Genomic DNA, 25,076 nt, shown 5'->3' with positions numbered 1-25,076 from the left:
CGCTCCGCAGGAATCGGGGAAATTAAGGCGTAAAAAAAGCCGATGGCCCCGTTATGGGGCCATCGGCGAGGTGTTGCAAGTAGCTGTCGGAAACCCTTTATCCGCGAGCGGGGCCAAGGCCTGGCAACGCGAATGCGGAGCTCAATCGCCGGACGCAGCCTTGGCCGGGGCCGGTTGCGCCTGGTAGATCAGATACGGCTCGGATTTGTGTTCGATCACCGACTCGTCCACCACGACCTTGCTCACATTTTCCTGTGAAGGCAGCTCGTACATCGTGTCCAGCAGCACCGATTCGACGATGGTGCGCAGACCACGCGCGCCGGTCTTGCGCTTGAGCGCCTTCTTGGCGATCGCAGACAGTGCGTCCGGGCGGAACTCCAGTTCCACGCCTTCCATGTCGAACAGCTTCTTGAACTGCTTGGTGATGGCGTTCTTGGGCTCGGTCAGGATCTTGATCAGTGCCGGCTCGTCCAGCTCCTCAAGCGTGGCGACCACCGGCAGGCGGCCCACGAACTCGGGAATCAGACCGAACTTGATCAAATCTTCCGGCTCGACCTCTGCCAGGATCTTGCCGACTTCCTGCTTGCGCTCGCTGCTCTTGACCTTGGCACCGAAGCCGATGCCGCCCGCGTCGTTGGAGCGCGCCTGGATGACCTTGTCCAGACCGGCGAACGCGCCGCCGCAGATGAACAGGATGTTCTTGGTGTCGACCTGCAGGAATTCCTGCTGCGGATGCTTACGACCACCCTGCGGTGGCACCGAGGCAACCGTGCCTTCGATCAGCTTCAGCAGCGCCTGCTGCACACCTTCGCCAGACACATCGCGGGTGATCGACGGGTTCTCGCTCTTACGCGAGATCTTGTCGATTTCGTCGATATAGACGATGCCTTGCTGCGCCTTTTCGACGTCGTAGTCGCACTTCTGCAGCAGCTTCTGGATGATGTTTTCCACGTCCTCGCCGACATAGCCGGCCTCGGTCAGCGTGGTGGCATCGGCGATCGTGAACGGCACATTGAGCAGGCGCGCCAGCGTTTCGGCCAGCAGCGTCTTGCCCGAACCGGTCGGACCGACCAGCAGGATGTTGGATTTGGCGAGTTCGACTTCGTCGTTCTTGCTGCGGCTCTCGATACGCTTGTAGTGGTTGTACACCGCCACGGCGAGCGTGCGCTTGGCGCGCAGCTGCCCGATCACGTATTGATCCAGCACTTCAAGGATCTCGCGCGGCTTGGGCAGACTGGAACGTGCCGACTGCGCCTTCTCTTCGAGCTCCTCGCGGATGATGTCGTTGCACAGCTCAACGCATTCATCACAGATGAATACGCTGGGACCGGCAATCAGCTTGCGGACTTCATGCTGACTCTTACCGCAGAACGAGCAGTAGAGAATCTTGTTGCTGTCGCCGGAACGACCTTGGCGGTCTTCGCTCATGCTTCTGTTACCCAGTTACCCCACCCGATGCACGGGGGTTCGATTTCGAGAATAGCACAGGGTCGGGAGGACGTTCGCCCCGCCCGACCCTGCCGGTTTTTCCTGCAATTTCAGCGACCTGGCGATCAAGACGGCTGGATCGACTCTTCCGGACGACGCTCCAGCACTTGATCCACCAGACCATAGGCCTGTGCATCGACCGCGCTCTTGAAGTTGTCGCGCTCGGTGTCGCGCGCAATGGTCTCCAACGACTGGCCAGTGTGCTTGGCGAGGATCTCGTTCAGGCGCGACCGCAGGGTCAGGATCTCGCGCGCATGGATGTCGATATCGGTCGCCTGGCCCTGGAAGCCGCCCAGCGGCTGATGGATCATCACGCGCGAATTCGGCAGCGCATAGCGCTTGCCGGCCGCACCCGATGCCAGCAGCAGCGCGCCCATCGAGGCGGCCTGGCCGACGCAGATGGTGGCCACGTCCGGCTTGATGTACTGCATGGTGTCGTAGATCGCCATGCCGGCGGTGACCACGCCACCGGGCGAATTGATGTAGATGCTGATGTCCTTTTCCGGATTATCCGCTTCCAGAAACAGCAACTGAGCCACGATCACGTTGGCCATATGGTCGTCGATCGGACCGACCAGGAAGATCAGACGCTCCTTGAGCAGACGCGAGTAGATGTCATACGCACGCTCGCCACGGCTGGTCTGTTCGACCACCATCGGCACCAGATTCAGGGCTTTGGTCACAATGCTCATCGGTCTTCCTGTTGTGGCACCAGCTTGCGCCGATAACCGGGTTTGACGTCCGCATCCCAGCCAGCGGGATGCGGGTTGGTGTCACACCGCCGCCTTTAGACGCGGATCGCGTCCTGGAACGACAGCGGCTGCTCGGTATGCTGGGCGCGCTCGGCGATCCAGTCGATCACCTGCTCCTCCATCACACGGCTTTGCAGCCCACCCATCAGTTGGGGATCGTTGCGGTACATCTCAATGACCTGTTCCGGCTCTTCGTAGGTCGAGGCGATCAGACGCAGCGTTTCGCTGACGCGCTTGGACTCCAGCCGCAGTTCGTTGCGGCGTGCCACTTCACCGACCAGCAGACCGACCAGCACGCGCTTGGCGGCGGCATCCATGAAACCCTGGTGTGCATCGTCCGGCACCTGGCCTGGATCGCGACCGCTGCGGCGCACCTGCTCGACCTGCTGGGCCAGCATCGAACGGGCCTCGTTCTCGACCAGACGCGGCGGCATCTCGACGTGCGCGTAGGCAGCGATCAGCTGCTCGCCCACTTCGCGACGCAGGCGGTTCATCAGCGCACCCTTGAGCTCGCGCTCCAGGTTGGTGCGGATGTCGGCGCGGAACTGCTCGGCATCACCGCTCTTCACGCCGAAGCTCTTGATGAACTCCTTGTCCACCACCGGCAGCACCGGCTCGGACACTTCAACTGCTTTGACATGCACCTGCACGGTCTTGCCAGCCAGCTGCGGCACGCGCCACTCAGCCGGGAAATCAATGGTCAGGGCCTTGTCTTCACCCTTGGTCCGGCCTTCCAGGCCCTTCTCGATCTGGTCGAACATCACGCCCGAGCCCAACACGCTGCTGCCGGTTTCCACGCCTTCGGCGGGCAGACGCTCGTCGCCGGCCTGCGACCAGGTTTCCAGCGCCACCAGATCGCCAACCTGCGCGCCGCGCTCGACCGGGTTCCAGGTACGGCGCTGCAGACGCAGGTTTTCGATCATCTGGTCGATATCGGCGTCGGTCACGTCGGCGGTGTGACGCACCACCGACAGCTTGGCGACGTCGATATCGCCGAAGTCCGGCACCACTTCGAAGGTGGCGACGAAGTCGAAATCGCTTTCGCCCTGATCAATACGCGGGTTGCCGGCCAGACGCAGCGAGTGCTCGCGCACGGCCGAGTCGAAGGTTTCACGCAACAGGCCTTCCATCGCCTCGGCACGCACCTGCTGACCGAAGCGCTGCTCGATGACCTTGGTCGGCACCTTGCCGGGACGGAAGCCCTTGATGCGCGTGGTCCGCGCCAGTTCGCGCAGGCGGCCACCGACGTGGGTCTCCAGACGCTCCTGCGGCAGGGTGAAGGTCAGGCGGCGTTCCAGATTGCCGGTGGATTCGATCGATGCTTGCATGTTGACTCCTGCCACCGACAGCACAAGCGTCGGCACGAGATGGAAGAGACGGGTTGACGGATGGCGAGAATGCCGCCGAGCCTTGTAGTTTCGCCGATAACGGCGACGGCTGCCAGCGGAACGCGCGCACCGGCGTTTGCAGCGGAAAAGATGGGTTTGCCGGAGCGGCAGCGGCCGGAGCACTCACGGCCGCACTGCATTGGTGCGAAAGGGGGACTCGAACCCCCACGCCTTGCGGCGTCAGAACCTAAATCTGGTGCGTCTACCAATTCCGCCACTTTCGCGATGTCGCAGGTGCATGCGCATTGTTGCAGGGATGCCGGCAAAGAAAAAGCGCCGCGAACGGGCTGCCAAGGCAGCGCGCCGGGTTGAGGCTGGCATGGCTGGCATGCACCTGCCAAATCGGCGCTCCGGAGGTGCCCGCCAACCGAACTCAAGTGAACGATTCACGCCCCGGCCTGATCCCAGCCCAAACCTGATGCTTTTGCGTGTACATGACTGCGTCAATATTTGCGAAAATTCCGTTAAGCCCAAGTCGAGAGAGCGCGCCGTCGCAATGAGAGACCGATACCGTCAGATCGTGGCACTGTCGCGAGACTGCATCAAAGAGATCGACCTCGACGGGCGGATCACGGCGATCAATGCCAATGGACTGACCGTCTTGGGCGCCAGTCGCCCCGAGCAGTTGATCTCTCGGCCGTGGCGGGATTTCTGGCCTGCGGGAGCCGTCGGCTTGATCGATACGGCACTTACTGCATCGCTCGCGGGCGCGGTGCACGAGTTCGAGGCCAGCTGCGTCAACTTCGTTGGCGTGCGCCAGACCTGGCAGGTGGTCACCAGCCCGTTGTTCGACGCAGACGGCAACGTCGAGGCGATCCTGGCGGTCAGCAAGAACATTTCCGACCGCCGTGCGTTGGAGGCTGCCTTCCATACGCTGGATCGCACCTTGAAGGCGGAGCGCGAGTTCTCCACGGGCGCATTGATGCTCGCACGCACGCGCGAGAATTCTCTATCGACCGAGCTGCACAGCCTGCGCGATCTACAGGAGCGCATCGAGGACGATCTGGACATTGCGCGCGCCGCACAGGGGGCTGCCGAACGAATTTCCGAACAGGCACAGAAAGGCGAGGCGGTCGGGCAACTGCTGGCCGGCGTGGTGCACGATCTGAACAATGTGCTGCAAGCCGCCACCTCGGCGATCGACCTGGTGGTCCAGCGTGGGCAGATCGACGCACAGGACACCAAACTGCTCGGCGTGGCCGATGCCGCGCTTCAACATGGCTCGGTCATGGCGCAGCGGCTGGTGGGATTTTCGCGCCAGTATCCGTATAGCCCCGAACCTGTTGACCTTGCCGCGCTGGCCGACCAGCTCAATCCGTTGCTGGAACAGGTCATCGGCACAGACCTGCGCTTGCAGGTGAACACTGCTGCGGGCGGATGCTGCGCCATGGTCGACCGGCATACGGTGGAACGCGCGATCTTGAATCTGGTCATCAACGCGCGCGATGCCTGCGCAAGCGGCGGCGTCATCCGTGTGGAGACCGGCCAAACGCAGGTCGCCAAGGCCGATGCAACCTTGACCAAACCCGCCGGCGACTTCGCCACCATCGCGGTCGCCGATGACGGGCACGGCATGGACAGCCATGTGCAGTCGCGTCTATTCGAGGCGTACTTCACCACCAAGAGCGCAGACAAGGGAGCCGGCCTGGGCCTGGCGCAGGTTTACAGCGCGGTGCGCCAGGCAGGCGGCTTTATCGACGTGACATCGGCACCGGGCAAAGGCGCGCGCTTCCTGCTTGCGTTTCCGCGCGTGGACCAGGTGTAACACTCGGTTGGCGAATGCAGACATGCACGGCTGCATGCGCGCGTGGCGCAGGTAAATTGACGTAAATCGCTAACTGCGTCGATTGCGCGCGGCGTTGCAGCTGCAAAATTCTTTCACCACTGCCTGCAATATATCGGTAACACCCTTGCCTTAATCGAGGCGAAGAGAATTTTCGAACATCTAAGGCGGCAGTTGGTAGCTTGCTGATCAAGTGATGCAGCAGCATCCATTCGGTATTCGATACTTCTTACTTAATGCCCATGCATGTCGTTCCGGCATGGATATGTCGCGCTGCCTACCGGGCATGTACAGCCGACTGCATGCAGTCGCCGCCATAGTGAGTTACCAGCAGGGAACCAGGCGTCGCGCACCTCTCTGCCACCTTCAATCACTCTGCGAATCTATTGCGTCAAACACCCGATAAACGCGGAGCGGCGATTAATCGCGTTACACCGCGTGCATTCGCGCTGGGAGTGTGGGCTTCGTTGTTGGGAAATCCTGGCCTGCCCCACAAGCACATCATCTGGCGCTCTTAACTCGCACTATCGGCATATCGCATGCCACTTTTTTTAAAGCAGGTTGGCCGATACGCGCCTGACTGTAAGTCGTTACCGGATACAAAACTTGCACCAACCAACTGCAAGGGATTGCGTCGCAGCGGGAAGCTTTCGAATTCCCGGTCGCTCCCCACGCAATCCGCACTTCTCGGGTAACTACATATGAGACACCACTCCATGGTCCAGATACGGAATCGCAACGCATCACGCCTGTTCACTGCCATTGGGACTGCACTGGCTTTTCTGCCGATGATCGCAGTGGCGTCGCCTGCGCGCGGCACCCTGCTCAACAGTAATTTCCTGACCAGCTATACCCGCTCGGCACTTGCCGCCTTGCTGCCCGACGACAAGGCCAGCGACCTTCCGACATGCGATGTTCGCGTGGCCGAGTTCACCTACGCCACGATCGGTGTCCAGGGAGAGCCGACCACCGCGTCGGGCGTTCTGCTGGTGCCGGGCGGCACACGCTGCACAGGCCCCTACCCCTTGCTGAGCTGGAACCAGGGCACCCAACCCAAACGTACTGCGGAACAGGCGAAGGACATCCGCGATGCAAAGGGCGACGACCCGCTTGTCACTCGATTGGCGGGCAAGGGCTATGTGGTGGTCAGTACCGATTATCTGGGATTGGGCAAGTCGCAGTACCCGTTCCATCCTTATCTGCACGCGGCCACCGAGGCCAGTGCGAGCATCGACGCGATGCGCGCCGCACGCCAGGTTCTGGCACGTTTGCACACGCCACTATCGGGCAAGGTCATGTTGTCGGGATATTCGCAAGGCGGGCATGCCGCGATGGCGACCCAGCGCGAGATCGAAGCGCACGATTCCAAGGAACTCAATCTGGTCGCCAGCGCACCGATCTCCGGGCCATATGCGCTGAGTCAGACCTTCCTGGACAGCTGGAGCGGAACCAATGCGGTTGGCGAAAGCACCTTCGGCCTGGTGCTGGCCACTTACGCGCTGGTCGGCATGCAGCATGCTTATCACAACATCTATCTCGCTCCGTCGCAGGTCTTTCAGGACCCGTGGGCGAGCAAGGTCGAGGGTTATTTTCCGGGTAAGGATGAGCTGACCGATCTTGCGATCGGCGACGCGCTGCCGGGCATCGACAAGATCGGCAGCTATTTCCAGCCGAGTTTCTACAAGGACGTGCCACGCAATCCGAACAACCCGTTCCGCAAGGACTTGGCGCGCAACGATCTGCTGGACTGGACGCCACGCACACGCACGCTGCTGTGCGGCTCGTCCAATGACGCCACCGTGCCACTGAAGAACGCCATCACCGCCATCGACAGCTTCAAGCGACACGGCAGTACGCAGGTTTCGGTGCTGGATCTGGGAAGCGGCAACCGCGACGACAACAGCGCTCTGGAGCACCTGATCATCAAGGAGAGCTGCATGATCGCCGTGCGCCAGCAACTGCTGGACAAGCAGCGCTAAAGCCAGGGCGCGCGATGCTTCGCTGTGATGCGAGGCGACAACGCATCAGGCGGTACGCGGAGCATTGTCGCCGTCTTCGGATCGCCACTTCGTCATCTCCAAGATGACGAGGTCGAGCCGATCGATTTCGCGCACCGACGTGGGCACCAAGGGTTGCGATAAACGCGTAGATGGCCGCGCAGCGATGCTGGGAATACAGTGCGCCTGGACCAGGCATCGGCACAAAGAAAAACAGCCACTCAACTTACGCTGAGTGGCTGCCTGTCTGGTGGGCCGTCAAGGATTCGAACCTTGGACCTATTGATTAAGAGTCAACTGCTCTACCAACTGAGCTAACGGCCCTGAAACTGGTCGCACATTGTATGTGCATTTTTGCTTCGTTGCAACACCCCGCGATGCATCGGGTCGAACTTTCCTGCAATCAGTGGGGTGGCTGAGGGGACTCGAACCCCCGACATCTGGAATCACAATCCAGTACTCTAACCAGCTGAGCTACAGCCACCACTGAAAACCTACTTCCTACCGCACCGCCGATGGCGCGCCCGACAGGACTCGAACCTGTAACCGCCGGCTTAGAAGGCCGGTGCTCTATCCGGTTGAGCTACGGGCGCCCGGACCGAACTTTGCACTCCCACGCCGTCAAGAGCTCGGAATGGTCGGGGTAGAGGGATTCGAACCCCCGACATCCTGCTCCCAAAGCAGGCGCGCTACCAGACTGCGCTATACCCCGGCGGGACCTTTCCATCCCAAAGGCTGGAAAGGTCGGCTATTTTGGGAACGATTGGCCTCGCTGTCAATCACTCTGTGTAAATTCGGCGATCCGGTATCCTCGCAGCAACGCTCACCGGTACGGCGAGCACCACTTTCATGGAGAACACGCATGCGTAGCGGTAACCCGGCTCTTCGGGAATCCACGTTCCTCGACCTCGGCTCCGGCTCGGTGGTCACCCGCGATGGTCAGGCGATGACACTCAACGGCACGGTCAACAAGACCGGCCTGCTGTTGCTGATGGCCGTCGCCACCGCTGCGTTTGCCTGGTCGCAATCGATCGGTGCCGACGGCGCGCCGCTGCCGGCAGCACGCCTGTACATGATCGCCGGTGCGATCGGCGGGCTGGTGTTTGCACTGGCGACCAGCTTCAAGCCGACCTGGGCACCGGTCACCGCGCCGCTGTACGCGCTGATTGAAGGCTTTTTTCTGGGTTCGATCTCGGCCGTCTACGAGGCACGTTTCAACGGCATCGTGTTCCAGGCGGTGCTACTGACCTTCGGCACCATGTTCGCGCTGTTGTTCGCGTATCGCAGCGGCTTGATCAAGGCCACCGAGAACTTCAAGCTGGGTGTGGTCGCGGCCACCGGCGGCATCGCGCTGGTGTATCTGGCCACCATCGTGCTGGGCTTGTTCGGTGTGCGCATTCCCTTCATCCACGACTCGGGCCTGATCGGCATCGGCTTCAGTCTGTTCGTGGTGGTGGTGGCAGCGCTGAATCTGGTGCTGGACTTCGACTTCATCGAAAGCGGCGTCGAGCAGGGTGCACCCAAGCACATGGAGTGGTACGGCGCGTTCGGCCTGATGGTGACGCTGGTGTGGCTGTACATCGAGTTTTTGCGCCTGCTGTCGAAGCTGCAGTCGCGCAATTAAGCGGGGAATCGGGAATCGGGATTGGGGAATCGCAACAGCGATCGCTTGGCCTGATGGTTTGACACTGACGTTAAGCAATCCGCTTCCACCAAAAACAAAGGGCGCCTAGGCGCCCTTTCTTTTTGTGCGATCTACCCGCGCGCTCAGAGGCGGCTGGCGATGGCCTTGGCGAAGCCCATGGTGTTGCCGGTGCCACCCAGGTCGGGGGTCAGCGAGTCCTTGGCTTCCAGCGTGGCGACGATCGCTTCGCGCAGGCGCTCGGCGTTCTGCGGCTGACCGATGTGGTCCAGCATCTGCGCGGCGCCCAGCAGCAGCGCGCATGGATTGGCCTTGCCCTGCCCTGCGATGTCCGGCGCCGAGCCATGCACGGCCTCGAAGATCGCCGCATTCAGACCGATGTTGGCACCCGGGGCCAGGCCCAGGCCGCCGACCAGACCGGCGCACAGGTCGGAGATGATGTCGCCGAACAGGTTGGTGGTCACGATGATGTCGAACTGTTCCGGACGCATCACCAGCTGCATGCAGGTGTTGTCGACGATCATTTCCTGGAATTCGATTTCCGGGTACTGCGTGGCGACGTCACGGGCGACTTTCAGGAACAGGCCCGAGGTCGACTTGATGATGTTGGCCTTATGCACCGCGGTGACCTTCTTGCGGCCGGTGGCGCGCGCCAGGTCGAAGGCGTAGCGCACGATGCGCTCGGAGCCCTTGCGGGTGACGCGGGCGCCGGAGAATGCGGTCTCGCCATCCTCGGACACGGTCTGGCCTTCGCTCAGATACGCGCCTTCGGTGTTTTCGCGCACCGTAATCAGGTCAACGCCATCGGCGAAACGCGATTTGGTGTTGGGGAACGACTTGGCCGGACGCACGTTGGCGTACAGGTCGAACTTGCGACGCATGGCGACGTTGATCGAGCTGAAACCTTCGCCAACCGGCGTGGTCAGCGGGCTTTTCAAAGCCACTTTGTTCTTGGTGATCGAGGCCAGGGTGGACTCGGGCAGCAGATCGCCGTGCTTTTCCAGCGCGACCAGGCCAGCGTCTGCGTACTCGTAGGTCAGGCCAGCTTGCAGCGCGTCGAGCACGAACAGCGTGGCATCCATGATCTCCGGGCCAATACCGTCGCCGCGGATGACCGTGATTGTCTGCGTCATAAGGTTGGGGTTCCGAACTTGAAGGGGGGAGCGCCAGCCGTCAAACCCGGCAGAGCGGCGCAAGGAGGTTTCACCGGCAATTATGCCCGATGCCGGTGACCGCGCCCAAACCGACCATCGTCTAAGGGGCTGGCAACAGGGGCAGCGGCCGCAGCGCGCGTGGCCCGGACGGATGCCGAACCGGTGCGTATCCTCCCAACCCCTGCAGGCTCTCCACGACACCGCGCGCGGCAGCGCGAACCAGGTCCCGTGCGCCGGATGGCCGCCAGGCCCCAAAACGCAGCGCGCCGCCTCGGTGGGCGGCGCACTGGAGCCAGAGCAGCGCTGGATCAGCCGTGGCTGTGTTCGGCCGGCGCAGGCGCGCCGCCTTCGAGCTGGTCGAGGAAATCCACCGCGCGGCGCAGATGCGGGATCACGATGGAGCCACCGACCACCAGGCCAACCGAGAAGGTCTCGAAGAACTCTTCGCGGGTGACGCCGGCCTCCTTGCATTGCGCCACGTGGTAGCTGATGCAGTCGTCGCAACGCAGCACCATCGAGGCGACCAGGCCGAGCAGCTCCTTGGTCTTCACATCCAGCGCGCCGGCCTGGTAGGTCTGGGTATCCAGCGCGAAGAAGCGCCGCACGACCTGGTTGGGCTCGGCCAGGATGCGCTGGTTCATGCGCTGGCGGAAGTCGGTGAACTCGCGCAGGCGATCGGCGCTGCCGTCGTCGGAACTACTCACGCCTGACCGCCCGCAGCGGAGAACAGCGGTTCGAGTTTGCCGGCGCGGTGCATGGCCATCATGTCGTCGTAGCCACCCACGTGGGTGTCGCCAACGAAGATCTGCGGCACGCTGGTGCGTCGCGCCAGGGCGACCATCTTGTCGCGCTCGACCGGGTCCAGGTCGATCCGCACCTCGGTCCAGGTCTGGCCCTTGCTCTTGAGGAAGTTCTTGGCCGCCACGCAGTACGGGCAGATGGCGGTGGAATACAGGGTGATCTGCGGGCCGGTGGCCGCGTCCTGCCCGGTGTGGTCTTGGCTCACAGGAAACTCCGTGGTGGGTCTGAGGTCTGATACATGGTAGCGGGCGACTGGAATTTCCATGTCGTCACCGCAACACTGTGGATTAATTGCCGATTCACACCGCTGCGCTGCGCTGCCCGCATGCTCCGCGCACCACCTGGGAGTTTCACTTGCGCCTGCTTCCGCTCGCCACCGCCCTCACCCTGGCCCTCGCCATGGGCGTGGCACCTGCCCAGGAAAGCCGCCTGCCCGATATCGGCTCGTCGGCGGGCGAGCTGCTGACCCCGGCCCGTCAGGCCGAGTACGGCAAGATGATGCTGGCCGAGTTGCGCAACTACGACTACGTGCTGGACGACCCGTTGATCGGCGACTGGCTGCAGACCATGGGCACCCGCCTGGGCGCCAACAGCGACCAGCCGCAGCAGCCATTTACCTTTTTCATGCTGCGCGACCGCCAGATCAACGCGTTCGCCACGCTGGGCGGCTATATCGCAGTCAACGCCGGGCTGGTGCTGACCGCCGAGCGCGAGGATGAAGTGGCGGCGGTGCTCTCGCACGAAATCGCCCACGTCACCCAGCAGCACGTGCTACGCGGAGTGGAGCGGGCGCAGCGCGACCAGATTCCGATCTTGCTCGGCATGCTGGCGGCGGTGGTTGCGGCGCAGCAGGCCGGCGGCAATTCCAAAGGCGATGCCACCATGGCCACCATCACCAGTGCGATGGGCCTGATGCAGCAACGCCAGATCGACTACACCCGCTCCAACGAATCCGAAGCCGACCGATTGGGCATCCGCACGCTGGTGCGCAGCGGCTACGACGTGGACGCGATGGCCGGCTTCTTCGAGCGCATGTCGGTGGCGATGCGCGCCAACGAGGGCGGCTATAGCGCGCCGGACTTCCTGCAGACCCACCCGGTCACCACCACCCGCATCAGCGAGGCCAAGGCGCGCGCCGAGCAGATGAAGAAGAACACCGTGGTGTTGACCACCTCGGTGCCGGGCGGAACGCGCCAGGAGCGCGTGGACCCGTCCGACCCATCGTTGTCGGAACCGTTGAGCCGCAATGGCAACGCGCTGCTGCCGTATGCGTTACGGCTGCCGGTGGATGCGTTGAGCCGTGGCGGCGATCAACAGAGTTTCGACTGGGCCAAGGAACGTCTGCGCGTGCTCAGTGCGAGCACGCCCGATGCGGCCATTCGCGAATACGAAAACCTGCGCCGCAGCGCCAAGCAAGGCCTGACCGATGCGCAGCGTTACGGGCTGGCGCTGGCACAGCTGCGCAACAGCGGAAGCCGGCCGAGCGAGCCGGTGGCCGAGCTGGCCGGCCTGCTGGAGGCGCATCCGGACAACCTGTGGCTGGCGCTGGGCCTGAGCGAGGCGCAGGCGCGCGTGGGGCAGCGCGAGGCGGCCAATGCGCGCTTCGATGCGCTGCTCAAGCGGCTGCCGAACAACCGTGCGGTGGCATTGACCTATGCCGGCGCGCTCAACGAACAAGCCAGCAAGGAATCCGGCCAGCGCGCGCGCCAGGTGCTGGAACCCCTGCTCTACCGCAACGGCGAAGACCCGTTGCTGCAGCAGACCTACGCCCGCGCCTGCGAACTCGCTGGCGACCATCTGCGCGCCAGCGAAGCCTATGCCGAATCGGCGTCGTTAAACGGGCGCCCGGAGCAGGCCCTGATCCAGCTGGAAGCACTGAAAAAGAAGGATCTGGATTATGTGACCCGGGCGCGTGTGGATGCGCGCATCGCTGCGATTACGCCCACCGTGCTGGAGCTGCGTCGCCAGGGCATTCGCGACCCGGATCTTTCCACGCGTTGACAGCTGGCACGGGATTGGCGCCGACCGCGACATGCGGCGCCCGGGCCTGGAGCCGCTCGCAACGGCTCAGCCCGCTTCGCAAAATGGCAGCCTGTCTACAAGCAGCGCCAGCGATGTCACATTAGAGTCACAAAACCGTAGTCTACTGGCGATCACCAAAGCCAGACGGTAAGCCCCGCGTGCAAAAACGCATTCTAATCGTCGATGACGAACCCGCGATCCGCGACATGGTGGCGTTCGCGCTGCGCAAAGGCGAGTTCGAGCCCATCCATGCCGGCGACGCGCGCGAAGCACAGACCGCCATTGCCGACCGCGTCCCCGACCTGATCCTGCTGGACTGGATGCTGCCGGGTACCAGCGGGCTGGATCTGGCGCGGCGCTGGCGCAAGGAACAGCTGACGCGCGAGATTCCGATCATCATGCTGACCGCGCGTGGCGAAGAAAACGACCGTGTCGGCGGGTTGGAAGCAGGCGTCGACGACTACGTGGTCAAGCCGTTTTCGGCGCGCGAGTTGCTGGCGCGTATCCGTGCGGTGATGCGCCGCACCCGCGAGGACGACGAAGACGGCAGCGTGGCCGTGGGTCGGCTGCGCATCGATGGCGCGGCGCACCGCGTGTTCGCCGGCGATGCGCCGGTGCCGATCGGCCCGACCGAATACCGCCTGCTGCACTTCTTCATGACCCATCCGGAGCGCGTGTACACCCGCACCCAGTTGCTGGACCATGTCTGGGGCGGCAGCGTGTATGTGGAAGAACGCACCATCGATGTGCACATTCGCCGCCTGCGCAAGACGCTGGAACCGTTCGGCCTGGAAAACATGGTGCAGACCGTGCGTGGCTCGGGCTATCGTTTTTCGTCGGCAACTTAAGTACGTGCCGCACGGCAACCCGGCCGCTGCCTGGCCGGGTTGGCTGCCTACCTGACGCTTCGTGGTAACGCCTTCCATGCCCCAACATATCCGTTCCGCCTGGCTCAAGACGCTCGGCACCCTTGCGCTGTTATTGGGCGCTGCTGTCGTAGCGGGCGTGCTGATCGGGCATGTGTGGATGGCACTGACGCTCACCGCGCTGGGCGTGCTGGCCTGGCATTACTGGCGGTTGCGCCAGGTGCTGCGTCGCCTCACCGCACGCCAGCGTGCCGAACCTGCCGCCGGCGTGGGTGCCTGGAACGAACTGGACCGGTTGCTGTATCGCAGCCAGGCCGAAATGCGTGGCCGCAAGCGCCGCTTGATCGACATGCTGCGCACCTACCGCGCCGCCGCGCAGGCGCTGCCTGATGCGGTGGTGGTGGTGGATCGCAACAGCCAGCGCGTGCAGTGGTTCAACAAGGCTGCCGGCGGGCTGCTCGGCTTGCATCATCCCGGCGACATGGGCGTGTCGGTGGTGGAGCGGCTGCAGCCGTTGCCGCTTGCGCACTGGCTGGCAGCCGGCCGCAACGCCGAGCCGATGCTGGATGCGGCCTCGCCAGTGGACCCGGATCTGCGCCTGAATCTGCGCCTGATCCCCTACTCCGACGACTACTGGCTGTTGGTGGCACGCGATGTCAGCAAGCTGCTGCGTCTGGAACAGGTACGTCGCGATTTCGTAGCCAATGTGTCGCACGAGCTGCGCACGCCATTGACGGTGGTGCACGGCTATCTGGACATGCTCGACCCGGAGGACTTCCCGGACTCCGGCCCGATGCTGGCGGAGATGCGCAAGCAGTCGCAGCGCATGGCGCAGCTGGTCGAAGACCTGCTGACCCTGTCGCGGCTGGAATCGCAGGAAGAACTCGGCGAAGAACACGTGGCGATGGCGCCGATGCTTTCGACACTCCGCCGCGAGGCCGAGGCGCATAGCCAGGGCCGGCATACGGTGGACGTGATTGATGAGGCCGGTGTGGATCTGCTCGGCTCCAACAAGGAATTGCACAGCGCGTTTTCCAATCTGGTCACCAACGCGGTGCGTTACACACCCGGCGGCGGCACGGTGACGATCCGTTTCATGCGCGAAGGCGATGGCGCGGCGTTGGCAGTGCGCGACACCGGCTACGGCATTCCTGCCTCGCATCTGCCGCGCATCACCGAGCGCTTCTATCGCGTGTCCAGCAGCCGCTCGCGCGAGAGCGGCGGCACCGGGCTGGGGCTGTCGATCGTCAAGCACATCCTGGGGCTGCACCAGGCACGGCTGGAGATCGAAAGCGAAGTGGGACGCGGCAGCGAATTCTCGTGCCATTTTGTGGGCGCACGCATCGTGCAGCGCGAACAGTCCCTGCCACTGTCACGCTTGGCATGATATGTAGGGAGTGCGCGTCGCCGCGCGACGCGATGCACCTGCGCAACGCACGTTGCACGCGCTGCACCGCAACGCGCTTGTAGCAACACCGCATACCAACTCGTCTTGATGACCGACTCCATGGGCAACGCCAAACAACTGCACGACGTCACACCTTCCGAAGACATCGCCACCGATCCCTTGCGTGATCCGGCGCTGTACATCAATCGGGAACTGTCGCAACTGGACTTCAATTTCCGGGTGCTGGCGCAGGCGCTGGACGAACAGGTGCCGCTGCTGGAACGGCTGCGGTTCCTGTGCATTTCGTGCACCAACCTGGACGAGTTCTTCGAGATCCGCGCCGCCACCGTGCGGCATGCGCAGGAGTTCGGCCTGCCGCCGGCGCCGGACGGATTGAGCCCCACGGCCATCCTCAATGCCGTGCACGACCGCGCGGCCAAACTGGTGGAACAGCAGTACCACGCATGGAATGACGTGCTGCGCCCGGCGATGGAAGAGGCCGGCGTTGCCGTGCTCGGCCGCGCGACGTGGACCTCGCGCCAGAAGCGCTGGCTGCGTGCCTACTTCCGCAACGAAATCATGCCGGTGCTGTCGCCGTTGGGCCTGGACCCGGCGCATCCGTTCCCGAAGATTCTCAACAAGACCTTGAACATCGTGGTGGTGCTGGAAGGCCAGGATGCGTTCGGGCGCGCCGGCCATCTGGCCATCGTGCGTGCGCCGCGCTCGTTGCCGCGCATCATCCAGTTGCCGGCCAGCCTGTCGCCGGAGGGTGCGCAGAGTTTTGTGTTCCTGTCCTCGGTGTTGTCGGAGTTCGTGGACGAATTGTTCCCGGGCATGCAGGTCAAGGGCTCCTACCAGTTCCGTGTCACCCGCAATTCCGAGCTGGTGGTGGACGAAGAAGAAGTCGAAAACCTGGCGCTTGCGTTGCGCGACGAGCTGGTTACGCGCGGCTACCGGCCGGCGGTGCGGCTGGAGATTGCGCACGATTGCCCGGCGCCGATCATGCGCACCTTGCTGCAGAACTTCGGTTTGAACGAGAACGCGGTGTATCGCATCGTCGGGCCGGTCAACCTGAGCCGCGTCACCCAGGTCTACGACCTGGTGCAGCGCCCGGAGCTCAAGTACCCCTCGTTCAACCCGCGCACTTTGCGCGACAGCGAGGGCATCTTCCAGATTGTCAGCAAGGGCGATGTGCTGCTGCATCATCCCTTCGATGCGTTTACCGCGGTGCTGGATGTGATTCGCCAGGCCGCGGTCGACCCGAACGTGCTGGCGATCAAGCAGACGCTGTATCGCACCGGCAAGGATTCGCTGATCGTCGATGCGCTGATTCTGGCCGCGCGCAACGGCAAGGACGTCACCGTGGTGGTGGAGCTGCGTGCGCGCTTCGACGAAGAGGCCAACCTGGGCCTGGCCGACAAGTTGCAGGAAGCCGGCGTGCAGGTGGTCTATGGCGTGGTCGGTTTCAAGACCCACGCCAAGATGCTGCTGATCGTGCGGCGCGAGGGGCGCAAGCTCAAACGCTATGTGCACCTGGGCACCGGCAATTACCACAGCGGTACCGCGCGTCTGTATACCGACATCAGCCTGATCACCGCCGATGCGGAGATCGGCAACGACGTACACATGCTGTTTCAGCAGTTGTCCGGGCTTGCCCCGCGCATGAAGCTGGAACAATTGCTGCAGTCGCCATTTACCTTGCATGCCGGCGTGCTGAAGCGGATCGAACGCGAGACCCGCCTGGCGCGTAACGGCCGCCCCGGCCGCATCATCGCCAAGATGAATGCCCTCAACGAGCCGCAGGTGGTGCGTGCGTTGTATTCCGCCTCGCAAGCCGGGGTGCAGATCGATCTGATCGTGCGTGGCGCTTGCACGCTGCGGCCGGGCGTGCCGGGTGTGTCGGACAACATCCGCGTGCGTTCGATCGTGGGACGGTTCCTGGAACACAGCCGTGTCTACTGGTTCGGCAACGACGGGGCGGCCGAGTTGTACTGCGCCAGCGCCGATTGGCTGGAACGCAACCTGTTGCGCCGCGTGGAAACCTGCTTCCCGATCCTGGACCCGGATCTGGCCAAGCGCGTCTATCGCGAAGTGCTGCAGAACTACCTGGACGACAACGTCAGTGCATGGGAACTGGATGCCGAGGGCGTGTACCACAAGCGCACCCCCGGCCCTGGCGAACCGGCCCATTCGGCGCAGATGACCTTGCTCGATCGGATCTGAGAACGCCGCGGCCGTGGCCTCTCACGTGGCCGACCGCCCATCGGCTACCATGCGGCCATGCCAACGCCCTCCCCCACGATTCCGCCCCTGCGCGACGGCGATTTTCTTGCCGCCATCGACTTAGGGTCCAACAGTTTCCACATGGTCATTGCGCGCTACCTGATGGGTCAGCTGCGCGTCGTCGACCGCCTGCGCGAAACCGTGCGCATGGCCGACGGCCTGGATGGCAAGGGCGGCCTGTCCAACGAAGCGCGGCAACGTGCGCTCGAATGTCTGGCGCGCTTCGGTCAACGCATCCGTGAAGTGCCCTCGCTGCGCGTGCGCGCGCTGGCGACCAACACGGTGCGTCAGCTGCGTTCGCCGCAAGCGTTTTTGATGCCGGCGGAAACTGCGCTCGGGCACGCGATCGAAGTGGTCAGCGGGCGTGAGGAAGCGCGCCTGATCTACCTGGGCGTTGCCCATGCGCAACCGCCCAAACCCGATCAACGCCGGCTGGTGATCGACATCGGCGGTGGCTCGACCGAATTCATCATCGGCCGCGGGTTTCAGACGCTGGAACGCGAGAGTCTGCAGGCCGGCTGCATCGCCAGCACGCGGCGGTTTTTCCCGGGCGGCAAGCTGTCGAAGAAAAAATGGAAAGATGCGCTGACCGAGATCGGCGCCGAATTTCAGCAATTTGCTGGTCAGTACAAGGCGCTAGGCTGGCATGAGGCGATTGGCTCGTCCGGCACCCACAAGGCGATCGGCGACATGTGCGCGGCGATGAAGCTCACCAAGGGTGCGATCACCGCGCAGGCGCTGCCGGCGCTGCGCGACGAGCTGCTCAAGGCCAAGCGCATCGAAGATATCCAGTTGCCCGGCCTGGCGGCCGAGCGCCGGCCGATCATCGCCGGTGGAATTCTGGTGCTCGAAGCGGCCTTCCAGGCCCTGGGGCTGGAGAAGCTGATGGTCAGCAAGGCGGCGATGCGCGAAGGCATCCTGTACGACATGCTCGGCCGCGGCGGCGAAAACGACCCGCGCGATAGCTCGGTGGCCTCGCTGGTGCAGCGCTACGGCATCGATGAGGTACAGGCGCAACGCGTGGAAGCCACGGCCTGCCGCCTGTTCGATCAGGTGTGCGAATCCTGGCAGCTGGATGGCGACGACGCGCAGGTGCTGCGGCGTGCCGCCCGCCTGCACGAGCTGGGCCTGATCATCGCGCACAGCCAGTACCACGTGCATGGCAGCTACATCCTGGAACATTCGGATATCGCCGGTTTTTCGCGGCAGGAACAACAGGTCGTCGCCTCGCTGGTGCGCACGCATCGACGCAACGTGCCCAAGACCGCCTTCGACGCGCTTCCCGACCGACTGCTGCTGCCCACCCGCCGCAAGGCTGCACTGCTGCGGCTGGCGGTGCTGCTGCACCGTGCGCACGAATCGGACCCGATTCCGACACTGGAACTCACCGCCGACGACACGCGGCTGTCGTTGATCCTGTCGCAAAGCTGGATCGATTCGCGCCCGCTGCTGCGCGCCGATCTGATCGGCGAAGTCGAAAGCATGGCCGGCCTGGGCATCGCGTTCAAACCGTTTGTAACCTGAGGCGGGAATCGGGAATCGGGAATCGGGATTAGTCGATCACGCTGCTATGAAAAATTTCTGACTGGTGGCGATTACGCCGAACAAATGCAGCACGCTGCCTTTGCGATTCCCGATTCCCGATTCCCGATTCCCTATTCCCCATTCCCGGCTCCACTGTCACTGCCGCGTCTTGTCGGCGCAACATCAATGCCATCGCCCTGCCGGAAGCTAGCGAAAACGGGAGAGCGGCATGCGCTACGCGATCGTTACCGAAACCTACCCCCCCGAGGTCAACGGTGTTGCGCTGACCGTCCACGGTCTGGAAACCGGCCTGCGCGCACGCGGACATCAGGTGGACGTGGTGCGTCCACGTCAGAGCAGCGACACCGGCACATCCGATGCGTTGCTTGTACGTGGCGCTGCACTGCCGCGCTACCCGGGGCTGAAATTCGGGCTGCCAGCGACCCAGCGGCTCATCCGTCATTGGCGAACGACGCAACCGGATGCGATCTATGTGGCCACGGAAGGCCCGCTGGGCTGGTCGGCGATGCGGGCGGCACGCCGGCTGGGCATTCCGGTCGCATCCGGCTTACACACTCGCTTTGACGAATACCTGCCGAACTACGGTGCCGCCTGGCTGCAAGGCACCGCGTTACGCTGGATGCGGCGCTTTCATAACCAGGCCGACGCCACGCTGGTGCCGACGCGCGAGCTGCAACAGTTGCTGCGCGACGACGGCTTCGAACGTGTGCAGTTGCTGGCACGCGCGGTGGACAGCCAGCAGTTCGATCCGGGCCGTCGCGATCATGCCTTGCGCGCTGAGTGGGGCATCGAAGGCGAAGGCTTTGCGGCGATCTATGTGGGACGGATCGCCAACGAAAAAAATCTACCCTTGGCGGTGCAGGCGTTTCGCAAGTTGCAGCAGGTCCGCCCGAAAGCGCGCTTTGTGTGGGTCGGCGATGGCCCGGCGCGCGCAAAGATCGCGCACGAGAATCCGGACTTCATCTTCTGCGGTGTGCAGCGTGGCGATGCCTTGGCGCGCCATTTTGCCAGCGGCGATCTGTTCCTGTTCCCCAGCCGCAGCGAGACTTTCGGCAACGTGACCCTGGAGGCGATGGCCAGCGGTGTGGCGACGGTCGCCTTCGACTACGGTGCCGCCCGGGAATATCTGCGCAATGGTCAGACCGGCGCGGCGGTAGACACCGATGCGGCCTTTATCCAGGCCGCCGTCGCGCTCACCCAAGACGACGCGCTGCGCCAACGCCTCGGTGCGGCGGCAGCGCAGGCGATGAAAAGGCTGCATCCGGACAATGTGGTGTCCGACTTCGATGGCTTGTTGTTGGGCATCACTGCGGCACGGGGGCGTTATGTCGTCAACGCGGCTTGAGGTCTTGCGCGGCCACGAAGCGCGCTGGTGCCGGCGCGCAAATCACTGGTGCCGGCGCCACCCGGTACGCCGCGCATTCGCCACCGTCAGCCGGCTGGGCGATGGCGTGTTCTGGTACAGCCTGATGGGCATTCTGGTGCTGCTCGACGGCATGGACGGCGTTCGCGCATCGGCGCACATGGCCGCCACCGGCGTGCTCGCATTGACCCTGTACAAGGCACTCAAACGCTGGACCCGCCGCCCGCGCCCGTATGCGGCCGACGTGCGTATCCGCGCCTGGGTGGCACCGCTGGACGAGTTCAGTTTTCCGTCCGGCCATACCTTGCATGCGGTGTCCTTCAGCATCGTGGCGCTGGCCTATTACCCATGGCTCGCACCGTTGCTGGTGCCATTTTCGGCATGCGTGGCGCTGTCGCGCGTAGTGCTCGGGCTGCATTACCCCAGCGACGTACTGGCCGCCACGGCGATCGGGGTGGGACTGGCGAGCCTGTCGTTGTGGGGGCTGCCGGCGCTGATTGGGTAGCGGTGTGTTGCGACACTGCACTGCGCGTCCTCGCATGTGCCCTCGCTTCATGCCTCATCGTTTTCCGCAGGAGAGCGGACTCTGCCCGAGTTGCCTGCGCAGGCATGCCCCGCTGCAATGCGCTAATCGCCCGCTCACGCAATCGCAGTTCCCGCGCCTCGCCATCCGGCGGTCGCGCCGTACAATGGCGCGATGACGACACTGTTCATTTCCGACCTGCATCTGGATCCGGCCCGGCCGGCGATCACCGCGCTGTTTCTGGATTTCCTGCAGACGCAGGTGCCCGGTAGCGATGCGCTCTACATCCTTGGCGATCTGTTCGAAGCCTGGATCGGCGATGACACGCCGTCCACCGCGGCAGACGAGGTGGCGGTGGCACTGCACGCAGTGGCCGATTCCGGCGTCCCGGTCTTCTTCATGCCGGGCAACCGCGATTTCCTGGTGGGCAATGCCTACGCACAGCGCGCGGGCTTCCGCATCCTGCCCGACCCCACCGTGATCGATCTCTACGGCCATACGACGCTGCTGATGCACGGCGATCTGTTGTGCACCGACGACACCGCCTACCAGGCGTTCCGCGCGCAGACGCGCGACCCGGCGTTTCAGGCGCAGTTTCTGGCGCAGCCGCTGGCGGCACGCGTGGCGTTCGCGCAGCAGGCGCGTGCGGCCAGCCAGGCCCGCTACGCCGAACTCAAACAGGGCGACCAGGCGCAGCTCGAAACCGTCACCGACGTGTCGCCGGCCGAGGTGGAAGCGACCTTCGCGCGGTACGGGCTGGATCGCATGATCCACGGCCATACCCATCGCCCTGCAATCCACACCCTGCAAGCCGGTGGCAACACCTGCACGCGCATCGTGCTGGGCGACTGGTACGAGCAAGGTTCGGTACTGCGTGTGGATGCCGATGGCGTTGCGTTGGAGCAGTTGCCGCTGTAGATCCGGCACTCGCAGCTGCAGCTGCACCTGCATGCGGGGATCGCGCCGCGGTGAGCCCTGACGCCACCGGTTGTGCATGCGTCGCCGCTGCTATCCGCATCGCAGGCCAGTCGTGACTCATGCTTTGCAAGCACGACAGCGTGCCCTGGATACCGGCAAGGACGTTCGGTAAGGCCAGCCAATGCAGAGCGCGCTCAAAACGACGCAGCGCGTGCGTTCCGCATCTCAATCCGAGTGTCGCAGCGAGTCCACCCGGCATCGGACATATCGATGAATCGCGCTGTTGAAGGGCCGCACTTGGCGACGCTCATCGACAACGGACGCCGCTAGCAATAGCGCGCTTTGGTGCGGAAACCCTCAATTCTCAGCGCTCGGCGGCAACCCAATGCGGGCGCGTACTCCTGCGTGGCCAAACCACTTCAACGCGTCACTGCGTGCTGCGCGCACGCTCGGCGTAGTCGACGAAATCCGCATTGACCACGTCGTACCAGAACAGTGTGCCGTCGGCCTGGACGCGGAAGCGGTCACGCACCGGGCTGGTCTGCGGGTCGCCTGGGCAGCCGTCGCCGTGGCGTTCGTGCACGGCAAATTCAAACACGTCCGGCGATGGCGGATCGCCTTGTTCGGCCATGATGCTGATGCAGTTGTCCGGGTACACCTGGTCGCTCTGCAAGCGCGTTTCGAGTACCTGCAACGCACGCGCTTCGGCAGCGTTTTCGGTGGTCGGCGCTGGCGCCGCAACTGCGGGCTTGGGTGGAGTGGCGGCGGGCTCGGCAGGTTGCTGTTTGCATCCGGCAACTGCCAGCGCGGCCAGGCACAGCAGCGCATAACGCGAGGACATGGACATGAGTGCTCCGCTGACGGGACGTGGCCGGCAGGTGCCGACGGTGCGTCTAGTCTGCGCGATCACCGCGCTCGGGTGTAGCGCAATGGCCCGACACCTCTCGGTGCCGGGCCATCGCAATCACACAAGGAATCGGCAAACGCCGCAAAAATCAGCGGAAGCCGGCGATCGTGGCCTTGGTGTTGACCAGCACGCGCTGATTGTCGGCGGTGCTGGCATTGCCCATGGGCACGCCGTTGTAGCTGATGTTGGGGTTGGACCAGTAGTTCAGCCGCGGGCAGCCGCTGGTGCAGTCGTAGGCCATGATGGTGCGCCAGCTGTTGCCGTAGCGATAGCCGTGACCGTAGGCGTATGGCGAGGTGCTCGGGTCGTTGGTGGAATCGTGGCGGGCACTTTGCAGATGGCCGATTTCATGCGCAAAGCTGTAGTAGCCAGTGGCGCAATCCCAGTACACCGATGCGAAGGCGCTGGCGGCCGTGGAGCCGATGCCCGAGGCCAAGCCGCAGTAGCTGCTGTTGTCCAGCACGATCACGCCCACATCGGCCGTGTAGGTGTTGCGGCTGGTGTGGATGCTGTCCATGTAACCGTCATTGGTGACGCGGAAGCGCTGCAGGTCGGTGGTGAAGTTGCCGGTTTCGGTGTAGCTGGTGGTCTCGTAGCGGGCCAGCTGCAAGGTGATGCCGACATTGCTGTTGATGTAGCCCTGGTTGGCTTCGGCCACCGCCAGTTGCACCAGCGACTGCATGTTGCCGCCGTACGCAGTTACCGCCTTGTTGGTGGCCACGACCAGCACGCGGATGGTGGCCGGGCTGCCGGATGAGGCCGCCGCCGCGGTCACGCGCCCATCGCCAGGCATGTCGAACTTGGGCAGCAGGCTGTATTCGGCCGGATGCTCCTGCGGCATGCGCTGCTCGTCGACCTGCACCAGCACATGGCGGCCATCGGCCAGCGGACGCAGGCGATACAGCTTGCCGGCGTAGCGAATGGTGCCGGTGACGGTGTCGCCGCTACGCACCAGGATGGCCGAGTTCAGCGGATCCACGCCAGACAAGGTGCGTGCACGGGTGCCGGCACGCGGGCCGAGGTTGCCGTACCACACGCTATCGCCGCCTTCCAACGCATCCACCTTGGCCTGCGTGGCGGTGATGGTCTGGCCATCCAGCTGCAATTCCAGCAGTTTTTCACCGGCAACCACTGCACCGGCGTCGAGCTGCACCACCTGTGCGTTGGTGGTGGACGGGGCGCTCAACAGGCGTTGCAACGAGGGTTCTGCGGTGGCGGTCGCCGCGGCGCCGCGGCTGAGTGCCGGGCCGGTCTGATACAGCGGCTTGCCGGCAGCGGCAGCCGATCCGGCCAGGCACATGGCGATCAGACCCACTGTGGTGCACATCGACTTCGACTTCATCGTCTCTCTCTCCTAAGACATGGAAGCAACGGGTGCGAAACACCGGGCCCCTGTCCCCGGGACGCCATTAGGGCGCGCCGGAATGTACCGAATGCAAGTTGTTGCAACAGAAAATTACATTTCTGTGATGCTTGCCGATGACTGGATGCGATTCCGGCGCGCCTGCGCAACGACGTAGCGCACAGTTCCGGTCGCCCGGGGTGTCGGCGATGTGCGTGCGTTGTGCCGCATCGCGGATATCGCGGCGGCGAGGGTCAGCCGGTTCAGGCAGGTGCATCGACAGACTGGGAGCCGGTAGCACACCACTACGCGTCGATCAGCCGGGTGTCGGTATTGTTCGGCTGGGTCTGCATCAGGTGGACATGCGGGATGCCGGTTCTGGGTGCGCCTTGTGCAGCCATCGGCCTCTCGCTCGCGGCGTTTTGTCAGCCGCTCTAACAGCGAGGGGGGGTTCTCGGTTTCTTGGGAAGCTTGGGTGCTTTGACTGGGTCGGTTGCGGAGCGCTTGATCTGCGCTTTATTTGCAGGGCCCTTGCCCGCCCACCATCGCGGGACACGCCGTGCATCCATCCATGGAGCTCTCCCGCTGTCTTGGGAAGCTTGGGTGCTTTGACTGGGTCGGTTGCGGAGTGCTTGATCTGCGTTTTTATCTGCAGGGCCCTTGTCCGCCCACTATCGCGGGACACGCAGTGCATCCATCCATGGAGCTCTCCGCTGTCTTGGGAAGCTTGGGTGCTTTGACTGGGTCGGTTACGGAGTGCTTGATCTGCGTTTTATCTGCAGGGTTCTTGCCTGCCCACCATCGCGGGACACGCCGTGCATCCGTCCCTGGAGGCTCTTACGCGGCATCCATGCCGCGTAAGGTCCCGCGACGGTGAGCGGGCAAGGACCCGTCGTGATGGTCGGTGTGTCTGGT

At 63.8% G+C, this 25,076-nt stretch carries 19 protein-coding genes and 5 tRNA genes; 11 read left to right on the top strand and 13 right to left on the bottom strand.

The annotated features are described in order from the left end of the window. Positions 1 to 141: 141 nt before the first annotated feature. From clpX to ACZZ0O_RS11635, 4 genes are all read right to left on the bottom strand, one after another. Positions 142 to 1,428 carry an ATP-dependent Clp protease ATP-binding subunit ClpX gene (gene clpX, locus ACZZ0O_RS11650; RefSeq protein WP_055845975.1) on the bottom strand — a complete coding sequence of 429 codons (1,287 nt, stop codon included), beginning with the start codon at positions 1,426 to 1,428 and terminating at the stop codon, positions 142 to 144. 125 nt (positions 1,429 to 1,553) lie between these two features. After that, positions 1,554 to 2,180 (bottom strand): ATP-dependent Clp endopeptidase proteolytic subunit ClpP, encoded by a 627-nt coding sequence (gene clpP / locus ACZZ0O_RS11645; protein ID WP_055845978.1) that lies wholly within the window; start codon positions 2,178 to 2,180, stop codon positions 1,554 to 1,556. A gap of 95 nt (positions 2,181 to 2,275) precedes the next feature. Continuing rightward, positions 2,276 to 3,568: a trigger factor gene (tig, locus tag ACZZ0O_RS11640; protein ID WP_463590822.1), complete on the bottom strand. Its 1,293-nt coding sequence runs from the start codon at positions 3,566 to 3,568 to the stop codon at positions 2,276 to 2,278. A 200-nt stretch (positions 3,569 to 3,768) separates the two neighbouring features. Beyond that, positions 3,769 to 3,852, bottom strand: a tRNA-Leu gene (locus ACZZ0O_RS11635). Positions 3,853 to 4,124: 272 nt separating this feature from the next. On the opposite strand from ACZZ0O_RS11635, the gene ACZZ0O_RS11630 reads away from it, so the two are divergent. Together ACZZ0O_RS11630 and ACZZ0O_RS11625 are read left to right on the top strand one after the other, a co-directional pair. Next, entirely contained in the window at positions 4,125 to 5,393 is a 1,269-nt protein-coding gene (locus ACZZ0O_RS11630; protein WP_463590821.1) for a two-component system sensor histidine kinase NtrB, read from the top strand. A 734-nt stretch (positions 5,394 to 6,127) separates the two neighbouring features. Beyond that, positions 6,128 to 7,390, top strand: coding sequence for an alpha/beta hydrolase family protein (locus tag ACZZ0O_RS11625; protein ID WP_463590820.1), 1,263 nt, complete (start codon positions 6,128 to 6,130; stop codon positions 7,388 to 7,390). A 266-nt stretch (positions 7,391 to 7,656) separates the two neighbouring features. Here ACZZ0O_RS11625 and ACZZ0O_RS11620 read toward each other — a convergent pair. The 4 genes from ACZZ0O_RS11620 to ACZZ0O_RS11605 form a co-directional block, all read right to left on the bottom strand. Then, a tRNA-Lys gene (locus tag ACZZ0O_RS11620) sits at positions 7,657 to 7,732 on the bottom strand. An 83-nt stretch (positions 7,733 to 7,815) separates the two neighbouring features. Next, a tRNA-His gene (locus ACZZ0O_RS11615) sits at positions 7,816 to 7,892 on the bottom strand. Positions 7,893 to 7,924: 32 nt separating this feature from the next. Continuing rightward, a tRNA-Arg gene (locus ACZZ0O_RS11610) sits at positions 7,925 to 8,001 on the bottom strand. A 42-nt stretch (positions 8,002 to 8,043) separates the two neighbouring features. Then, positions 8,044 to 8,120: transfer RNA gene (locus ACZZ0O_RS11605), tRNA-Pro, on the bottom strand. Between the two features lie 150 nt (positions 8,121 to 8,270). Here ACZZ0O_RS11605 and ACZZ0O_RS11600 point away from each other — a divergent pair. Continuing rightward, positions 8,271 to 9,032, top strand: coding sequence for a Bax inhibitor-1/YccA family protein (locus ACZZ0O_RS11600; RefSeq protein WP_055845987.1), 762 nt, complete (start codon positions 8,271 to 8,273; stop codon positions 9,030 to 9,032). Positions 9,033 to 9,175: 143 nt separating this feature from the next. Here the strand turns inward: ACZZ0O_RS11600 and ACZZ0O_RS11595 are convergent, their stop codons facing one another. From ACZZ0O_RS11595 to grxC, 3 genes are all read right to left on the bottom strand, one after another. After that, entirely contained in the window at positions 9,176 to 10,183 is a 1,008-nt protein-coding gene (locus tag ACZZ0O_RS11595) for an isocitrate dehydrogenase (protein ID WP_463590819.1), read from the bottom strand. Positions 10,184 to 10,512: 329 nt separating this feature from the next. Then, positions 10,513 to 10,908: a carboxymuconolactone decarboxylase family protein gene (locus ACZZ0O_RS11590; protein WP_115527227.1), complete on the bottom strand. Its 396-nt coding sequence runs from the start codon at positions 10,906 to 10,908 to the stop codon at positions 10,513 to 10,515. Next, positions 10,905 to 11,210 (bottom strand): glutaredoxin 3, encoded by a 306-nt coding sequence (grxC, locus tag ACZZ0O_RS11585; RefSeq protein ID WP_055845990.1) that lies wholly within the window; start codon positions 11,208 to 11,210, stop codon positions 10,905 to 10,907. Before grxC ends, ACZZ0O_RS11590 begins: the two co-directional genes overlap by 4 nt. Before the next feature lie 149 nt (positions 11,211 to 11,359). Between grxC and ACZZ0O_RS11580 the strand changes: the two genes are divergently transcribed. The 8 genes from ACZZ0O_RS11580 to lpxH all read left to right on the top strand — a co-directional run bounded on the left by ACZZ0O_RS11580 (position 11,360) and on the right by lpxH (position 21,912). Next, positions 11,360 to 13,006, top strand: a complete 1,647-nt coding sequence (locus ACZZ0O_RS11580) for a M48 family metalloprotease (RefSeq protein WP_055845992.1) — start codon at positions 11,360 to 11,362, stop codon at positions 13,004 to 13,006. 179 nt (positions 13,007 to 13,185) lie between these two features. Next, on the top strand, positions 13,186 to 13,875 hold the full coding sequence (gene phoB, locus ACZZ0O_RS11575) for a phosphate regulon transcriptional regulator PhoB (protein ID WP_002806631.1): 690 nt from the start codon (positions 13,186 to 13,188) through the stop codon (positions 13,873 to 13,875). A gap of 76 nt (positions 13,876 to 13,951) precedes the next feature. Further along, positions 13,952 to 15,280 (top strand): phosphate regulon sensor histidine kinase PhoR, encoded by a 1,329-nt coding sequence (gene phoR, locus ACZZ0O_RS11570; RefSeq protein ID WP_055845995.1) that lies wholly within the window; start codon positions 13,952 to 13,954, stop codon positions 15,278 to 15,280. A gap of 120 nt (positions 15,281 to 15,400) precedes the next feature. Next, complete coding sequence (gene ppk1, locus ACZZ0O_RS11565; RefSeq protein ID WP_463592442.1) at positions 15,401 to 17,503, top strand: polyphosphate kinase 1; 2,103 nt, start codon at positions 15,401 to 15,403, stop codon at positions 17,501 to 17,503. Between the two features lie 57 nt (positions 17,504 to 17,560). Further along, positions 17,561 to 19,087 carry an exopolyphosphatase gene (ppx, locus tag ACZZ0O_RS11560; protein ID WP_115512381.1) on the top strand — a complete coding sequence of 509 codons (1,527 nt, stop codon included), beginning with the start codon at positions 17,561 to 17,563 and terminating at the stop codon, positions 19,085 to 19,087. Between the two features lie 229 nt (positions 19,088 to 19,316). Then, on the top strand, positions 19,317 to 20,453 hold the full coding sequence (locus ACZZ0O_RS11555; RefSeq protein WP_463590818.1) for a glycosyltransferase family 4 protein: 1,137 nt from the start codon (positions 19,317 to 19,319) through the stop codon (positions 20,451 to 20,453). Continuing rightward, a complete protein-coding gene (locus ACZZ0O_RS11550) occupies positions 20,434 to 20,976 on the top strand; it encodes a phosphatase PAP2 family protein (protein ID WP_055846003.1) in 543 nt (180 codons plus the stop codon). Before ACZZ0O_RS11555 ends, ACZZ0O_RS11550 begins: the two co-directional genes overlap by 20 nt. Positions 20,977 to 21,168: 192 nt before the next feature. Further along, on the top strand, positions 21,169 to 21,912 hold the full coding sequence (lpxH, locus tag ACZZ0O_RS11545; RefSeq protein WP_463590817.1) for a UDP-2,3-diacylglucosamine diphosphatase: 744 nt from the start codon (positions 21,169 to 21,171) through the stop codon (positions 21,910 to 21,912). Between the two features lie 427 nt (positions 21,913 to 22,339). On the opposite strand, the gene ACZZ0O_RS11540 is transcribed toward lpxH, so the two are convergent. Beyond that, complete coding sequence (locus tag ACZZ0O_RS11540; RefSeq protein WP_463590816.1) at positions 22,340 to 22,759, bottom strand: hypothetical protein; 420 nt, start codon at positions 22,757 to 22,759, stop codon at positions 22,340 to 22,342. Positions 22,760 to 22,907: 148 nt separating this feature from the next. Next, entirely contained in the window at positions 22,908 to 24,161 is a 1,254-nt protein-coding gene (locus ACZZ0O_RS11535) for a zinc-dependent metalloprotease (protein WP_055846011.1), read from the bottom strand. Positions 24,162 to 25,076: the final 915 nt, after the last annotated feature.

This window comes from Xanthomonas sp. AC360, from assembly GCF_979258225.1.
Note: the sequence above shows the minus strand (reverse complement) of the source record. Positions and strands in the feature narration are given on the sequence as shown.

What these genes read in the sequence shown, in the direction of transcription:
- clpX (WP_055845975.1), bottom strand. Translation starts at nt 1,428, where the DNA reads ATGAGCGAAGACCGCCAAGGTCGTTCCGGCGACAGCAACAAGATTCTC.
- clpP (WP_055845978.1), bottom strand. Translation starts at nt 2,180, where the DNA reads ATGAGCATTGTGACCAAAGCCCTGAATCTGGTGCCGATGGTGGTCGAA.
- tig (WP_463590822.1), bottom strand. Translation starts at nt 3,568, where the DNA reads ATGCAAGCATCGATCGAATCCACCGGCAATCTGGAACGCCGCCTGACC.
- ACZZ0O_RS11630 (WP_463590821.1), top strand. Translation starts at nt 4,125, where the DNA reads ATGAGAGACCGATACCGTCAGATCGTGGCACTGTCGCGAGACTGCATC.
- ACZZ0O_RS11625 (WP_463590820.1), top strand. Translation starts at nt 6,128, where the DNA reads ATGGTCCAGATACGGAATCGCAACGCATCACGCCTGTTCACTGCCATT.
- ACZZ0O_RS11600 (WP_055845987.1), top strand. Translation starts at nt 8,271, where the DNA reads ATGCGTAGCGGTAACCCGGCTCTTCGGGAATCCACGTTCCTCGACCTC.
- ACZZ0O_RS11595 (WP_463590819.1), bottom strand. Translation starts at nt 10,183, where the DNA reads ATGACGCAGACAATCACGGTCATCCGCGGCGACGGTATTGGCCCGGAG.
- phoR (WP_055845995.1), top strand. Translation starts at nt 13,952, where the DNA reads ATGCCCCAACATATCCGTTCCGCCTGGCTCAAGACGCTCGGCACCCTT.
- ppk1 (WP_463592442.1), top strand. Translation starts at nt 15,401, where the DNA reads ATGGGCAACGCCAAACAACTGCACGACGTCACACCTTCCGAAGACATC.
- ppx (WP_115512381.1), top strand. Translation starts at nt 17,561, where the DNA reads ATGCCAACGCCCTCCCCCACGATTCCGCCCCTGCGCGACGGCGATTTT.
- ACZZ0O_RS11555 (WP_463590818.1), top strand. Translation starts at nt 19,317, where the DNA reads ATGCGCTACGCGATCGTTACCGAAACCTACCCCCCCGAGGTCAACGGT.
- ACZZ0O_RS11550 (WP_055846003.1), top strand. Translation starts at nt 20,434, where the DNA reads ATGTCGTCAACGCGGCTTGAGGTCTTGCGCGGCCACGAAGCGCGCTGG.
- lpxH (WP_463590817.1), top strand. Translation starts at nt 21,169, where the DNA reads ATGACGACACTGTTCATTTCCGACCTGCATCTGGATCCGGCCCGGCCG.
- ACZZ0O_RS11540 (WP_463590816.1), bottom strand. Translation starts at nt 22,759, where the DNA reads ATGTCCATGTCCTCGCGTTATGCGCTGCTGTGCCTGGCCGCGCTGGCA.
- ACZZ0O_RS11535 (WP_055846011.1), bottom strand. Translation starts at nt 24,161, where the DNA reads ATGAAGTCGAAGTCGATGTGCACCACAGTGGGTCTGATCGCCATGTGC.